Origin of the sequence: Blastococcus saxobsidens DD2, from assembly GCF_000284015.1 — a bacterium.
GTDB classification, from domain to species: domain Bacteria; phylum Actinomycetota; class Actinomycetes; order Mycobacteriales; family Geodermatophilaceae; genus Blastococcus; species Blastococcus saxobsidens_A.
In genome coordinates this window covers 2,064,935-2,078,260 of the sequence record NC_016943.1, presented here as the reverse complement: position 1 = coordinate 2,078,260, position 13,326 = coordinate 2,064,935, and the positions used below count along the sequence as shown (strand labels likewise).

Sequence of the window (13,326 nt, the reverse complement as noted above, 5' to 3'; positions counted from 1 at the left end):
GGCAACACCCGCCCCGCCTGCGCGCCGGAGGCCGTACCCGGCGACGATGGGCCCGTGACCACCCCCGAGCAGCCCCGGCCGCGCACCTCGTTCGACCCCGCGGGGATGGCTGCCGGCGCGTTCTACCGCGTGCTGAACTCCGTCGTCGTCCCCCGGCCGATCGCGTGGGTGTGCAGCCGCTCGGCCGACGGCGTGCACAACCTGGCGCCGCACTCCTTCTACACCGTCGCCTGCGTCGACCCACCGATCGTGCAGTTCACCTCGGTGGGGCGGAAGGACTCGCTGCGGAACGTGGAGGCCACCGGCGAGTTCACGGTGAACCTCACCCCCGAGCCGCTGTTCGAGCAGGTCAACGCCACCGGCACCGACTTCCCGCCGCACACCAGCGAGGCCGAGCAGGCCGGGGTGCTGCTGGAGCCGGCCGAGAAGGTGTCGGCGCTCCGGGTGGCGGAGTCCCCGGTGAGCATCGAGTGCGAGCTGCACGCCACCCTGCGGCTCGGTGACAGCACCGTGGTGCTGGGCCGGGTCGTGCACATCAGCGTGTGGGAGTCGGCCGTGCGCGACGGCCGGCCGCGGATCGACGAGCTGCGCCCGCTGGCACGGCTCGGTGGCAACGAGTGGGCGACCATCGGCGAGGTGCGCGAGATCCCCCGGATCCCGCACCACCAGTGGGAGGCCGATCCCACGATCGGCGAGCGCCTCCGCCAGCAGTAGCTCCGGCGACGCCCGGCCGGGCTCAGCCGGGCAGGTGGGCTGCGACCTCGTCGGCCGCCTCGGCGCCGAACGCCTCGGCGAAGCGGGTCATAAAGCTCTCCCGCGGCAGGTCGTACTCCTGCGTCCCGATCACCTCGACAGCGGCGGTCGCCACGGCGGAGCCCAGCTGCGTCGACCGCTCCAGGCCCAGCCCCCACATGCGGCCGGCGATGAAGCCGGCCCGCAGGGCGTCGCCGCCGCCGGTGGGCTCGACCGGCTTGGTCTCCGGCACGGCGATCACCGTCAGCGGCTCGTCGCCGGCCCGCCGGACGAGAACCCCCTCGGCGGCGCGGGTGGTCACCCAGGTGCCGACCTGGGCGAGCACCTCGTCGGCCGTCCAGCCGGTCTTCTGCAGCAACAGGGCGGATTCGTACTCGTTGGTGAACAGCAGTTCGGCGCCGGCGACCAGGTCGCGGATCATCTCGCCGCCGGCCCAGGCCAGCTGCTGGCTGGGGTCGGCCGCGAAGGCGTAGCCGCGGTCCCGGCACTCCTGGGTGTGGCGCACCATGGCGGTCGGGTCGTTGGGGCCGACGACGACGATGTCGGGAGCGCCGATGCGGTCGGCGACCGGCGCCAGCTCGATCTGCGAGGCCTCGGCCATCGCCCCCGAGTAGAACGAGGCGATCTGGTTGTTCGCCTCGTCGGTGGTGCACACGAAGCGGGCGGTGTGCTTGAGCTCCGACCAGCGGACGCTGCGGGTGTCCACGCCGTGGCGGGTCAGCCAGGCGTCGTAGTCGGCGAAGTCGTTGCCGACCGAGCCCACCAGCACCGGCGAGAGGCCCAGCAGCCCCAGCCCGTAGGCCATGTTGGCCCCGGCGCCGCCCCGGTGCTGCACCAGGTCGTCGACGAGGAAGGAGAGCGAGACGTTCTCCATCTGGCCTTCGACGAACTGCTCCGTGAAGCGACCCGGGAAGGTCATCAGGTGGTCGGTGGCGATGGAGCCGGTGACGACGACGGGCACGGAGGCTCCTCGGGGGCTGGGGTCGGGCACCGCACACCCTAGGTGCCGCCCCGGCGCGCCGTCGTCCCCAGGCCTTCCGGTACCGGGCCGGAACCCGGTCAGTCCGGCCCGGGGATCGGAACCGGCCCCGGGCCGGCCAGCTCGCCGCGCAGCCACCGTCCCAGCTGCGCCGTGCCCAGGGCGCCGAACAGCACGCCGACCGCGGCCCCGGTGGTGACCACCAGGCTCGCCCCGTCCAGGCCGGCCACCTGGAGGCCCGACACCATCCCCGCGCCGGCGAACGTGAGCGCTGCCATGGCGACCCGGGTCGGCCGCTCCCACAGCGAGATGGGCCCCGTCCGGTGCACGCCGGCCTGCCCGGCGCGGGCCCGCAGGTAGTCGGGCAGCCAGCACAGGGCCCCGAAGCACACGGCCAGCCAGCCGGGAGCCCCGGCGGCCCACAGCGCCGCCGCATAGGCGGCCTCGGTCAGCCGGTCGACGACGGAGTCGAGCACGAACCCGCGCTGCGAGGCCCGTCCGGTGCCGATGGCGAGTGCGCCGTCGAGGCTGTCGAGCAGGCCGGAGAGCCCGACGAGCAGCCCGGCCAGGACCAGCCAGGCACCTCCGGCGGCGGCCGGCGGCACCGCAGCCGCGGCGACCACCGCCCCGGCCGCGGTCACGGCGACCGGTGGCAGCACGGCGAGCGGCCGGGCCAGCGTGTGCGCCAGCGACAGCCAGCCCCGCACCAGCGGCGCCTGCGTGTCGGCGCCGCCGTGCCACCGCGACCAGGCTTCGAGGTACTCCTCACGACTGAGCACCGCGCCCCCTCCCGGCCGTCCGGTCCGCACCAGGGAGAGTAGGGCCATGCGCACCGCTGCCCGGAAACGCCGGCTGCTGCTGATCCTGCTGGCCGTGGCACTGGTCGGCGCGGTGGCCATCGCGGCCGCCCTGCTCACCCGGGAGGCCGGGCCCTCCCCGGTCGAGGAGATCGCGGCGGAGGAACCGGGCCCGGTGCTGCTGGTTCCGGGGTACGGCGGCCAGACAGCGGGCCTGCAGGCACTGGCCGACCGGCTGCGCGAGATGGGGCGCGACGCCACGGTGGTGCCCCTGGCCGGCGACGGAACCGGCGACCTGCGTGAGTCTGCTGCCGCCCTCGACGCCGCGGCCACCGCCGCCCGCGCACGGACCGGGGCCGCGAGCGTCGACGTCGTCGGCTACTCGGCCGGCGGGCTCACCGCGCGGCTGTGGGTCGCCGACGGCAACGCCGGCGTGGTGCGCCGGGTGGTCACCCTGGGAACTCCGCACCACGGCACCGGTGTCGCGTCGCTGGCGGGCCTGTTCGCCCCCGACCGCTGCCCGGAGGCCTGCCGGCAGATGACGCCGGGCAGTGAGCTGCTCGCCGAGCTGGACGCCGACGAGACACCGGACGGCGTCGACTGGGTGTCGGTGTGGACGACGCAGGACCGGGTGGTGACCCCGCCGGACTCCGCCCGCCTCGACGGGGCGCTGAACCTGGCCGTGCAGTCGGTATGCCCGCAGCGGCAGGTCAGCCACCTGCAGCTGCTCGGCGACCCGGTGGTCCAGAACATCGTGCTGGCCCAGCTGGCGGCCGGGGATCCGGTCGCTCTCACGGCCGAGGACTGCGCCCGGCTGGACGGCTGATCGGGCGCACCCCCGGAGACTCCGCGGGTCCGCCGGCCGACCTACCGGACGCCGTCCCACAGCCCGCGCTGTTCGGCACGCGGGTCGGGGACCACCCCGTCGAGCCGGCCGAACGCCTGCACTGGCCGCGTGGCCACCTCGTACGCCGGCCAACCCGGGTCGCCGGTCCGCACGAAGGCCACCCAGGCGGCGTGCACCGCGTCCGCCAGGGCCTGCGGTGGCTCTGGCCCGGCCAGCGGCTCCACCCCCTCGCTGGCCAGCGTGTCGAAGACGAACGCGAGCTCCAGCGCATGGCACGCCCCCAGCCGACCGTCGAACTGCGGGCTGGGCCAGGTGAACTCGTACATGAACGTCCGCCCCTGCGCACCCGTCCGCGCCTCCGCGAGACGGGCCGCCGGTATCCGGAAGAACCAGTCGGTGGCCGCCTTGACGAGCAGCTCGCCGGGCGTCGCCGATGGCGCGTCGGCCCGGTAGGCGTCGATCGCGGCGTCCGCGGCCACGCCGTAGCCGGCCAGCGTCAGGCGCAGCAGGTCCTCGTTCACCAGGTCGACCAGCCCGTTGGGCACCAGGAAGAGGGTGTGCTCGTCGGTGTTGGTGCCCACCAGGACGTCGACGTCGGCGCCGGCGCCGGCCGCCACCGCCGTGATGGGCAGGGACGGCAGGACGTCCCCGTCGATCACCGGCTCGAAGACCATGGAGTTCAGCGTGATCTCGCCCCAGCGCGCCGGGTCGGGCACCGTGGCGGCTTCCTGCGACAGCGCCTGCTGCGCCGCCAGCAGCTCCGCGATCGGCACCCCACCCAGCGCTGCCCGGGTGCACGGCACACCGAGCCGCTCGGCCAGGTACCCGGCGACCCGTCTCGCCGTGCCCGACGACAGCGCGTGGTGCCCGGCTCCGCTCTGGGCGACCGCCCGGCGGAACAGCCCGGTCGCCCGCGGCATCGACAGCAGCGATGTCACACTCATCGCGCCCGCCGACTCCCCGGCGACGGTCACCTGGTCCGGGTCGCCACCGAACGCGGCGATGTTGTCGCGAACCCACTCCAGCGCCGCCACCTGGTCCAGCAGCCCACGGTTGGCCGGGCCGTCGTCGTCGAAGTGCAGGAACCCGTCGACGCCCAGCCGGTAGTTGATCGTCACCAGCACGACCCCGTCCCGGGCGAAGGCGGTGCCGTCGTACTGGGGCACCGCACCGGAGCCGTTGACGAACGCCCCGCCGTGGATCCACACGAGCACCGGCAGGCCGCTCGCCGCGGGGTCCGGCGTCCAGACGTTGAGGTTGAGCACGTCCTCGCCCGGCACCACCGGCTCGGGCAGCAGCAGGTGCACCGGGGCCGGGTAGGGCGGTTTCGGCGCGGTCGGGCCGTACGCGGTGCAGTCGCGGACGCCGTCCCACCGCGGGGCCGGCACGGGTGCGGCGAAGCGCAGGTCGCCGAAGGGTGGCGCGGCGTACGGGATGCCCTTGAAGGCGACGGCGGGGCCGACGGCGCTGCCGCGGACCGTTCCTGACGTGGTGGCGACTTCCAGCTGCATGTCCCGGGTCTATCGGACCAGCGCCCCGGCGTCGACCCGAGGACCCGAGGTCGACCGCGGGCCTACCGCTGCCAGGCCGGCTCGGACCGCTGCTCGTAGTGCTCGGTGGTCCGTGCGAGAGCGGCGCACACCTCGGCGACGGTCTCGAACAACGCCTGCGCCTTCGGATCGTCGATCTTGCCGACGTCCTCGCGGGCATGCTGTGCGACGTCGTCGAGCATGCCGCGCAGCTTGATGGTGTGGTGGCGGGGGTCGTTCTCGTCGTACCGGTCGCGGTCGGCCATCGTCGTGGTCCTCTCTCGGCGCAAAACCCGTTCCTTCCCGCCCACCGCGATCATCACGCACCCGCGGCGGCCGCTGGACCGCGATGCGACCCTCAGAAGTGCCCCGGGCGCCGATCGGCGCGGACGACTCCGCCCGGCTGAACGGCTGACCGAGGCCGTGGAGCGATGCCCGGCACCGCCCGACCGGGGCCGGCAAGGGATGATCGACGCCATGAGCTGGGACCGGATCCGTTCGCCGCAGCGTCTGGCCGCCGTGGCACGGAGCCGCCTGCTGGACACGCCACCGGAGGCCGAGTTCGACCGGCTCACCCAGCTCGCCCGCACCCTGCTGTCGGCACCGTTCGCCTTCGTGACCGTCGTCGACGACCGGCGCTCGTACTGGAAGAGCTGCCTCGGGGTGGACCTCCCGCCCGGCGCCCCGCCGCAGAACACCGTCGAGGAGTCGTTCTGCCAGTACGTCGTCAGCAGCGGCGAGCCGCTGGTGCTGGCCGACGTCCGGGAGGACGCGCGCACCCGCGACAACCCCTCGATCGAGTCGATGGGGGTGGTGGCGTGGGCCGGCTTCCCCGTGCGCACCCCCGACGGCGAGGTGCTCGGCACCTTCTGCGTGGTCGACACCGAGGTGCACGAGTGGAGCGAGACCGAGGTCGCGATGCTCGCCGACCTTGCCGCGGTCGCCTCCGATCAGGTCGCCCTGCGGATCGCCGTCGCTGACGCCGAGCGGCAACGGCGGCGCGCCGAGCTGCTGGACCGGTCCGCCACGCTGCTCACGGCCGGGCTCGAGCTCGATGACGTGCTGGCCGCCGTGGGCGCGCTGGCGGTGGACGCGCTGGGCGACCACGCGGCGGTGCACACCGTGCAGCCGGGCGGGGTGCTGCGCCTGGCCGTGGTGCGCTCCAGGAACGGATCGCCCCGGCCGGCGCGACGGTCACCCGTGCGGATCAGCACCGATGACCAGCGGGGTCCGGGGCGGGTGGCGGCGACCGGCCGCAGCGAGCTCGTCACGGACGTGCCGGCGACCCTCGGATCGCTCGGCGAGCCGGTGCGCCGGGCGGCCGAGGTGCTGGGGGCGGTCAGCTCGGTCAGCGTGCCCCTGCGGCCGCCCGGCGCCGAGGTGCTCGGCGTCCTCACCGTCGTGCGAACCGGTGGCTCCCCACCCCACGACGCCGGCGACGTCGAGCTGGCCGAGGTGATCGCGGGACGGGCCGCGCTGGTGCTCGACAACGCCCGGCGGTTCAGCCAGGAACGGGACTTCTCGCTGCGCCTGCAGGAGGCGCTCCTGACGCCCCCTCCGCAGCCCGACGACCTCGCGATGGCCGTCCGCTACTCACCGGCGGAGCGACGGGCAGCGGTGGGAGGCGACTGGTACGACGCTTTCCTGCTGCCCGACGGCGCCACGGCGCTCGTCATCGGCGATGTCACCGGCCACGACCGGACCGCCGCGGTCGCGATGGGGCAGCTGCGGGGGCTCATCCGGGCCATCGCCTACGACACCGACGCCGCCCCGGCCGAGGTGCTGGTGCGCAGCGACATCGCCGCGGCCGGGCTGGAGATGGCCACGACCGCGACCGCCCTGGTGGCCCGGATCGACCGGCCGGACGCCCGCTCCGGCGACCGCGTGCTGCGGTGGTCCAACGCCGGCCATCCGGCGCCGGCGCTGCTGGACACCGAGGGGCAGGTGCGGCTGCTGGACACGAAGCCGAACCGGATGCTGGGCGTCGAGCCGACGGTGGAGCGGGACGAGCACACCGCCCTGCTCACCGCGGGCCAGACGCTGCTGCTGTTCACCGACGGGCTGATCGAGCGCCGGGGCGCGGACTACGACCAGGGCATCGCCGCGCTGCTGGAAGCGCTGGCCGGCCTGCAGGACCTGCCGCTCGAGGACCTGGCGGACACCCTGCTGCGGCGCCTGCAGCCGGCCGTCGCCGAGGACGACGTCGCCCTGATCGCCGTCCGGGTCATGCGGCGCGCGCCGTCCTGACGGACGTCGTTCCCGTCCGGCACCGGCGGGTCACTGTGGTCGATAGGCATCGCGACGGTGATCGATGCCGAGGACGACGACTTCGCGCGTGTCCTCCCGCACGCGGTAGAGCACCCGGTAGGTGCCACGCCGCGCCGCCCACACCTCGGCCAGATCACCACGCAGTTGCTTGCCCATCCACTGCGGGCGTTGGGCGGGCGCTGTGGTGAAGAAGTCGACCACTGCAACGGCGACTGCCTCGGGAAGCCGCTCGCTCGGCGCCCACCGAGCCGGCGGCGTGAGGACGAGTTCGTACTCCTCATCCCTCACGGCGAAGCCGGCGAACGGCCTCGACACCGCGGACGACATCACCGCGGGCGTACGCGGCGTCGGCCTCGCGGATGTCCGCGAGAGCCTCCGAGTCGCTGAGAACCGAGAGCGCCTCTTCGAGCTGGGCAAGATCCTCAGGGCTGATGAGGACGGCCGCGTCCCGGCCGTTGCGGGTGATCGTCACCCGCTCGTGCTGGTGCTCGACCCGGTCGACGACTTCGGACAAATGGTCGCGGACGGATCTGAGGGACTCGACGGTCACGGCCACGATCGTGGCGCCGGAGGCTGAGCCTGTCCATGCCGCTGGGACAGGAGACGTTCCAGCGGGAACGTCTCCTGTCCCACCAGCCGCGACCGTCCCGCCCCGACCGGGCACCTGAGACACCGGGGCGACGGCGTCCGGTAGACCCTTCACCGTCGGCGTGCGAACAGGCAGAGTCGGCGGCGAGTAACGGAACGGGGCAGGTACGTGGACGGGTTCGAGGGCAAGGTCCAGTTCGTGTGGCAGGTCGCCGACCTGCTGCGCGGTGACTACAAGCCGGCGGAGTACCGCGGGGTGATCCTCCCGCTGCTGGTGCTGCGCCGGCTGGACGCCGTCCTGGAGGAGAGCAAGCCGGCGGTGCTGGCTCGCGCCGAGCAGCTGAAGGGCGTGACCGACAACCCCGACGTCCTGCTCCGGGACGCAGCGGGGGTGCCGTTCTACAACGTCAGCCCGCTGACCTTCACCAAGCTGCTCGACTCTCCCAACAACCTCGCCCAGCAACTGCGCGCCTACATCGGGGCCTTCTCCCCCGGCGCGGCGCAGGTGCTGGAGAAGTACCGGTTCGACGAGCAGATCAGCCGACTGGACGACGCCGGTCTGCTGTACCTGGTGCTGGGCAAGTTCGCCGACCTGGACCTGCGGCCGGAGGTCGTGCCCAACCACGCGATGGGCTACATCTTCGAGGAGCTGCTGCGGCGCTTCTCCGAGCTCTCGAACGAAACTGCCGGTGAGCACTTCACCCCGCGCGAGGTCATCCGGCTGATCGTCAACCTGCTGTTCGGCGAGGACTCCGACGTGCTCACCGGCACCGCCCCGGTGCGGTCGATCTACGACCCGGCGTGCGGCACCGGCGGCATGCTCAACATCGCCGACCAGTACCTGACCCGGCTCAACCCGAAGGCCCGGCTGGAGATGTTCGGCCAGGAGCTCAACCCCGAGACGTGGGCGATCGCGCGGTCGGACCTGCTCATCCAGGGCCAGGACCCGGAGCGGATCGTGCTGGGCAACACGCTCACCGCCGACGGGCACGCGGACAAGCGCTTCGACTACCTGCTGGCCAACCCGCCGTTCGGAGTGGACTGGAACAAGTCCGCCGCCGCAATCAAGGCCGAGGCGGCGCAGCCCGGCGGCAGGTTCAGCGCCGGCCTCCCCCGCGTCTCCGACGGCAGCCTGCTGTTCCTGCAGCAGATGATCGCCCGCATGAAGCCGGCGGAGGACGGCGGCAGCCGCGTCGCGATCGTCTTCTCCGGCAGCCCGCTGTTCGCCGGGGCGGCGGAGTCGGGCGAGAGCAACATCCGCCGCTGGATCATCGAGAACGACTGGCTCGAAGGCATCGTCGCGCTGCCGGACCAGCTCTTCTACAACACCGGGATCAGCACCTACGTCTGGATCGTCACCAACCGCAAGCGCCCCGAGCGGGAGGGCAAGGTCGCGCTGATCGACGCCCGCGGCGAGTGGTCGAAGATGCGCAAGTCGCTCGGCGACAAGCGCAAGTACCTCGACGACGCGCACATCGAGGAAATCACCCGGCTCTACCACGACGCCCCGGAACTCACGGACGCCGACGAGCGGGTCAAGGTCTTCCACGACGACGTGTTCGGCTTCCGCCGGATCACCGTCGAGCGCCCGCTCCGCCGCCGCTGGATGGTGACCGAGGAGACCGTCGAGCAGGTCGCCGCGGCCAAGCCGGTGGTTGCCCTGTCCCTTGGGGACGACGACGCGCGGCGGACCCACGACGCCCTGCTCGGCGCTCTGTCCGACCTGGTGGGGACGACGGAGGACACCGAGCCGGCCTTCGTGAAGTTGCTGCTCAACGCCTGCACCGCACGGAAGCAGATCGGCCTGCCGCCCGCGATCAAGAAGACCGTGCTCGCGGCTGCGGCCGTCGCCGATCCGGCTGCGCCGGTGGTGACCGACAAAAAGGGCGAGCCGCTCCCCGACCCGGACCTGCGCGACAACGAGAACGTGCCGTTGACCGAGGACGTCGACGAGTACGTCGAGCGCGAGGTGCTGCCGCACGTGCCCGACGCCTGGGTCGACCACACTAAAACCAAGATCGGCTACGAGATCCCGTTCACCCGGTTCTTCTACAGGTACGTCCCGCCCAGGCCGCTCGCCGAGATCGACGCCGAGTTGGAAGCGGTGGAAGCCGAGATCCGCCGGGTGCTGGCAGGGCTGAAGCGATGAACGCCTTCCCGCTTCGGCCCGTCTGGGCGGTGGCCGACGAAGTCCGCCAAGTGATCGATCCTGCAGACGTTGCTGGAGATGTCGTCCACTACAACATCCCGGCACTCGAGGCGACCGGCGAGCCGACAGTCGAGCCCGCCAGCGATATCAAGTCGGGCAAGCTTCTCCTGCGGGGCGATGAAGTCATCATCAGTCGCCTAAACCCCCGGAAGAGCCGGGTCGTACGGACTCGGCCACACAGCCTACCTATTCTCGCCTCGACGGAGTTCGTTCCGCTACGTCCCGTCGGCTGCGACGCGCGTTTTCTGACCTACTGCCTGCTCTCCGAGACGACCCGCCAACTTCTTGACTCCGAGGTTCGTTCCGTAACGCGCAGCCACCAACGCGTCGACCCCTTGAATATTTCTCGACTGGCGATCCCGAGTCCTGAGCTTGATGAACAGCGACGGATCGCCGCATTCCTTGATGATCAGGTCGGACGACTCAATACCGTGATCGATCTTCGGGAACGACAAGCGCGACTATTAGAATCGCGAGCAACGGCCCATGCCGAATCACTTCTGCGACCCGCACAGGGGTGGGTCGAAGTGCCGGCACGCCATCTCGTCAGCGAGGTGGCTGTCGGCATTGTGATTCAACCGGCGGCTCTCTACACCCACTTCACCGACGGTGTGCCTGCGGTTCGAGGAACCGACATCTCCCCTGGACTCATGAACCCTGAGAACCTCATCCGCATCTCACCCGAAGGGCATGCGGCAAACCAACGTTCGAGGCTGCGGTCCGGCGATGTACTGGTCGTCCGCTCCGGGCGAGCAGGCGCTGCCTGCCGGGTTCCCGAGTGGCTGGTGGACGGTAACTGCATCGATGTGGTCATCGTTCGCTCGGGCCCCGGGGCCGACGCTGGCTACCTCGAGCACAGCATTAACTCGCCGAGGGCGCAGGAGTCCATCTCTGAGCACTCGACGGGAGCGATCCAGCGCCACTTCGGAGTCGAAGCAATGCGGGCACTTCCACTGGTGCGGCGCCCGGTCGCCGAGCAGGCCGCAATCGCCGCGGAGCTCGACCGAGGTCGTAGAGAGCATGAGCGCGCCGTGAACCTGGTCGATGCCAGCAAGGGGAAGCTGATCGAACGTAAACAGGCGCTGATCACCGCCGCGGTGACCGGCCAGTTCGACGTCACGACGGCTCGGGCGGTGGCGTGATGGCCGACGAGTATGGCCGCATGACCGAGGACCTCGCGGCCACGCTCGGCCGACAGGAGACCGCAACCCTGGAGTTCAAGCGGGAGGCGACGAACCGCGACGCCATCCGCGAGGCCATCTGCGCGTTGGCCAACGACCTGACCGGCGCCGGCGGCGGCGTGCTGCTCATCGGAGTCGGCAAGGATGGCACGCCACATCCGGTGGACACCGGTGACGAGGCTCTGCTCGCGATCACGAACCTGCGAGATGACGGGAAGATCCTCGACCGCCCCAGCATGGTGGTCACCGCAGGGATCTACGGCGGGGAGCCGGTCATCCGGGTCGACGTCCACGCCAGCAGCAGCCCACCCGTTCGGGTCAACGGAATCGTGTGGGTCCGCCCCGGGCCGTCCACCCGTCGGGCGACAGCCGACGACGAACGGGTCCTCAGTGAGCGCCGGCTGTCCTTGGCGGTGCCTTTCGACTCCCGCCCGGTGCTCGGCAGCTCTCTCCGCGACCTCGATGCCGAACTCCTGCGCTCGACGTACATCCCCGCCGCAGTCGATGCCGACGTCCTGGCGGACAACCACCGCCCCTTGGTAGAGCAGCTGGCGAGCCTGCGCCTGTGCACCTCGGACGGGGTGCCGACGACCTGCGGGTTGCTCGTCGGCGGCTTCGATCCGTCGGCTCACCTCCCGGGCGCCTACGTGCAGTTCGTCCGCTACGACGGGCCTGAAGCCGACGCCCCGGTGGTGGACGAGGAGGAACTGCGCGGCAACTTGGTGAACGCCACCCGAGCGCTCGAATCGCTGCTCACGAGCCACGTCCACACCCGGCTACGGGATGCCGGCGGCTTCCAGGAGGAGAGCTGGCCGGACTATCCGCTCGACGCCCTGCGCGAGCTCACGGTCAACGCACTGGTGCACCGAAACTACGAGTCGTCGAACGCGCCGACTCGCGTGTCGTGGTTCACCGACCGCATCGAGATCGTCAATCCGGGCGGCCCCTACGGACAGGTGCGGCCGGATAACTTCGGTCGCGTCAACGACTACCGGAACCCGTCCCTCGCGGGCGCGATGAAGACCCTGGGTTACGCCAACCGGTTCGGCCGCGGCATCACCCGTGTGGCAAGCGCCCTGCAGCGAAACGGCAATCCATCCGCCGAGTACGACATCACCGACGCATACTGGGCAGTCACCGTCCGGAGGATTGAATGACGACGCTTGCCTTCTTCAACAACAAGGGCGGTGTCGGCAAGACGACCCTCGCCTACCACCTGGCCACCATGATGAGCCGGCTCGGGCAGCGAGTCCTCGCAGTGGACCTCGACCCTCAGGCGAACCTCACGGCACAGTTCGTCGCCGAGGACGAGCTCGAGGGGTTGTGGGCCGAGGGCCAGGACGCGGCGACAGTCGCTGATGCAGTCAAACCCATCGTCGAGGGGCTCGGTGACGTCAGCCGCGTTCCGCCCCGTCCGGTGGAAGAGCGCCTGTGGCTGCTGCCGGGGGACCTCGGCCTGAGTCGCTTCGAGGACAACCTCGCCTCAGCCTGGCCCCGTAGCTTCACCGGCGTCGACCCGGCCGCTGTACGCACCACCACGGCCTTCCACCGCATCATCGAGGCGGCAGCGCAGGACGTGTCCCCCGACGTCGTCATCATCGATGTCGGGCCCAACCTCGGCGCCATCAACCGGGCGGCACTGCTGGCCGCTGACCACGTTCTCATCCCACTCGGCGCGGACCTGTTCAGCCTCCAGGGCCTGCGGAACCTCGGCCCCACGCTGCGGGATTGGCGCACCACGTGGCAGCAGACGGCTCTGCCGCGGATACCGTCCGGGATCAGCGCGCCGACCGGACGCATGGAGCCACTCGGCTACGTCGTGATGCAGCCGAGCATGCGCCTGGACCGCCCGGTGCGGGCTTACGGCCGCTGGTTGCGCCGCATGCCCCAGGTCTACGCAGAGGCTGTACTGGGTGACCCGGCTGCTGCGTCGCCCGACAACGAGATCGCCACGGTGCGCAACTACCGCAGCCTGATGCCACTGGCCCACGACGCCCGAAAGCCCATGTTCGATCTGCGCGCGGCAGACGGCGCCGTGGGCAGCACACAGCGCTACGTCGCGCTCTGCCTGCAGGAGTTCACCACCCTGACGCAGGACGTGCTGACGCGCCTCGAGCTGCCTTCAGCGTCGACCGCAGGAACTCTGGCGTGATGGCCGGGCGCGTAGGTATCAGC

The 13,326-nt window shown here is 71.5% G+C and carries 13 protein-coding genes; 7 read left to right on the top strand and 6 right to left on the bottom strand.

The window, feature by feature from the left end; all coding sequences use genetic code 11:
* Positions 1–54: 54 nt before the first annotated feature.
* Positions 55–714 carry a flavin reductase family protein gene (locus BLASA_RS09800; RefSeq protein WP_014375967.1) on the top strand — a complete coding sequence of 220 codons (660 nt, stop codon included), beginning with the start codon at positions 55–57 and terminating at the stop codon, positions 712–714.
* A 22-nt stretch (positions 715–736) separates the two neighbouring features.
* Here the strand turns inward: BLASA_RS09800 and BLASA_RS09795 are convergent, their stop codons facing one another.
* On the bottom strand, positions 737–1,714 hold the full coding sequence (locus BLASA_RS09795) for a carbohydrate kinase family protein (RefSeq protein WP_014375966.1): 978 nt from the start codon (positions 1,712–1,714) through the stop codon (positions 737–739).
* A gap of 98 nt (positions 1,715–1,812) precedes the next feature.
* Complete coding sequence (locus tag BLASA_RS09790) at positions 1,813–2,511, bottom strand: CDP-alcohol phosphatidyltransferase family protein (protein WP_014375965.1); 699 nt, start codon at positions 2,509–2,511, stop codon at positions 1,813–1,815.
* 46 nt (positions 2,512–2,557) lie between these two features.
* Here BLASA_RS09790 and BLASA_RS09785 point away from each other — a divergent pair, with 46 nt between their 5' ends.
* Entirely contained in the window at positions 2,558–3,355 is a 798-nt protein-coding gene (locus BLASA_RS09785) for a lipase family alpha/beta hydrolase (RefSeq protein WP_014375964.1), read from the top strand.
* Positions 3,356–3,396: 41 nt separating this feature from the next.
* Here the strand turns inward: BLASA_RS09785 and BLASA_RS09780 are convergent, their stop codons facing one another.
* Both BLASA_RS09780 and BLASA_RS09775 read right to left on the bottom strand, forming a co-directional pair.
* A complete protein-coding gene (locus tag BLASA_RS09780; protein ID WP_014375963.1) occupies positions 3,397–4,887 on the bottom strand; it encodes a carboxylesterase/lipase family protein in 1,491 nt (496 codons plus the stop codon).
* A 62-nt stretch (positions 4,888–4,949) separates the two neighbouring features.
* Complete coding sequence (locus BLASA_RS09775) at positions 4,950–5,171, bottom strand: hypothetical protein (protein ID WP_014375962.1); 222 nt, start codon at positions 5,169–5,171, stop codon at positions 4,950–4,952.
* A 211-nt stretch (positions 5,172–5,382) separates the two neighbouring features.
* Here BLASA_RS09775 and BLASA_RS09770 point away from each other — a divergent pair, with 211 nt between their 5' ends.
* Positions 5,383–7,152, top strand: coding sequence for a SpoIIE family protein phosphatase (locus BLASA_RS09770; RefSeq protein ID WP_014375961.1), 1,770 nt, complete (start codon positions 5,383–5,385; stop codon positions 7,150–7,152).
* Positions 7,153–7,182: 30 nt separating this feature from the next.
* Here the strand turns inward: BLASA_RS09770 and BLASA_RS09765 are convergent, their stop codons facing one another.
* Both BLASA_RS09765 and BLASA_RS09760 read right to left on the bottom strand, forming a co-directional pair.
* On the bottom strand, positions 7,183–7,500 hold the full coding sequence (locus BLASA_RS09765; RefSeq protein WP_197536284.1) for a type II toxin-antitoxin system RelE family toxin: 318 nt from the start codon (positions 7,498–7,500) through the stop codon (positions 7,183–7,185).
* Positions 7,451–7,723: a type II toxin-antitoxin system Phd/YefM family antitoxin gene (locus BLASA_RS09760; protein WP_014375959.1), complete on the bottom strand. Its 273-nt coding sequence runs from the start codon at positions 7,721–7,723 to the stop codon at positions 7,451–7,453. Before BLASA_RS09760 ends, BLASA_RS09765 begins: the two co-directional genes overlap by 50 nt.
* Positions 7,724–7,930: 207 nt before the next feature.
* Here BLASA_RS09760 and BLASA_RS09755 point away from each other — a divergent pair, with 207 nt between their 5' ends.
* Genes BLASA_RS09755 through BLASA_RS09740 form a run of 4 tightly spaced genes read left to right on the top strand, consistent with a single transcriptional unit; the run spans position 7,931 to position 13,303 of the window.
* A complete protein-coding gene (locus BLASA_RS09755) occupies positions 7,931–9,910 on the top strand; it encodes a type I restriction-modification system subunit M (RefSeq protein ID WP_014375958.1) in 1,980 nt (659 codons plus the stop codon).
* Positions 9,907–11,112 carry a putative Restriction modification system DNA specificity domain gene (locus BLASA_RS24990; protein ID WP_014375957.1) on the top strand — a complete coding sequence of 402 codons (1,206 nt, stop codon included), beginning with the start codon at positions 9,907–9,909 and terminating at the stop codon, positions 11,110–11,112. The genes BLASA_RS09755 and BLASA_RS24990 overlap by 4 nt, the downstream gene beginning before the upstream one ends.
* Complete coding sequence (locus tag BLASA_RS09745) at positions 11,112–12,308, top strand: ATP-binding protein (RefSeq protein WP_231839634.1); 1,197 nt, start codon at positions 11,112–11,114, stop codon at positions 12,306–12,308. Before BLASA_RS24990 ends, BLASA_RS09745 begins: the two co-directional genes overlap by 1 nt.
* Positions 12,305–13,303 (top strand): ParA family protein, encoded by a 999-nt coding sequence (locus tag BLASA_RS09740; RefSeq protein ID WP_014375955.1) that lies wholly within the window; start codon positions 12,305–12,307, stop codon positions 13,301–13,303. The genes BLASA_RS09745 and BLASA_RS09740 overlap by 4 nt, the downstream gene beginning before the upstream one ends.
* Positions 13,304–13,326: the final 23 nt, after the last annotated feature.

What these genes read in the sequence shown, in the direction of transcription:
- BLASA_RS24990 (WP_014375957.1), top strand. Translation starts at nt 9,907, where the DNA reads ATGAACGCCTTCCCGCTTCGGCCCGTCTGGGCGGTGGCCGACGAAGTC.
- BLASA_RS09770 (WP_014375961.1), top strand. Translation starts at nt 5,383, where the DNA reads ATGAGCTGGGACCGGATCCGTTCGCCGCAGCGTCTGGCCGCCGTGGCA.
- BLASA_RS09765 (WP_197536284.1), bottom strand. Translation starts at nt 7,500, where the DNA reads ATGTCGTCCGCGGTGTCGAGGCCGTTCGCCGGCTTCGCCGTGAGGGAT.
- BLASA_RS09745 (WP_231839634.1), top strand. Translation starts at nt 11,112, where the DNA reads ATGGCCGACGAGTATGGCCGCATGACCGAGGACCTCGCGGCCACGCTC.
- BLASA_RS09780 (WP_014375963.1), bottom strand. Translation starts at nt 4,887, where the DNA reads ATGCAGCTGGAAGTCGCCACCACGTCAGGAACGGTCCGCGGCAGCGCC.
- BLASA_RS09740 (WP_014375955.1), top strand. Translation starts at nt 12,305, where the DNA reads ATGACGACGCTTGCCTTCTTCAACAACAAGGGCGGTGTCGGCAAGACG.
- BLASA_RS09775 (WP_014375962.1), bottom strand. Translation starts at nt 5,171, where the DNA reads ATGGCCGACCGCGACCGGTACGACGAGAACGACCCCCGCCACCACACC.
- BLASA_RS09785 (WP_014375964.1), top strand. Translation starts at nt 2,558, where the DNA reads ATGCGCACCGCTGCCCGGAAACGCCGGCTGCTGCTGATCCTGCTGGCC.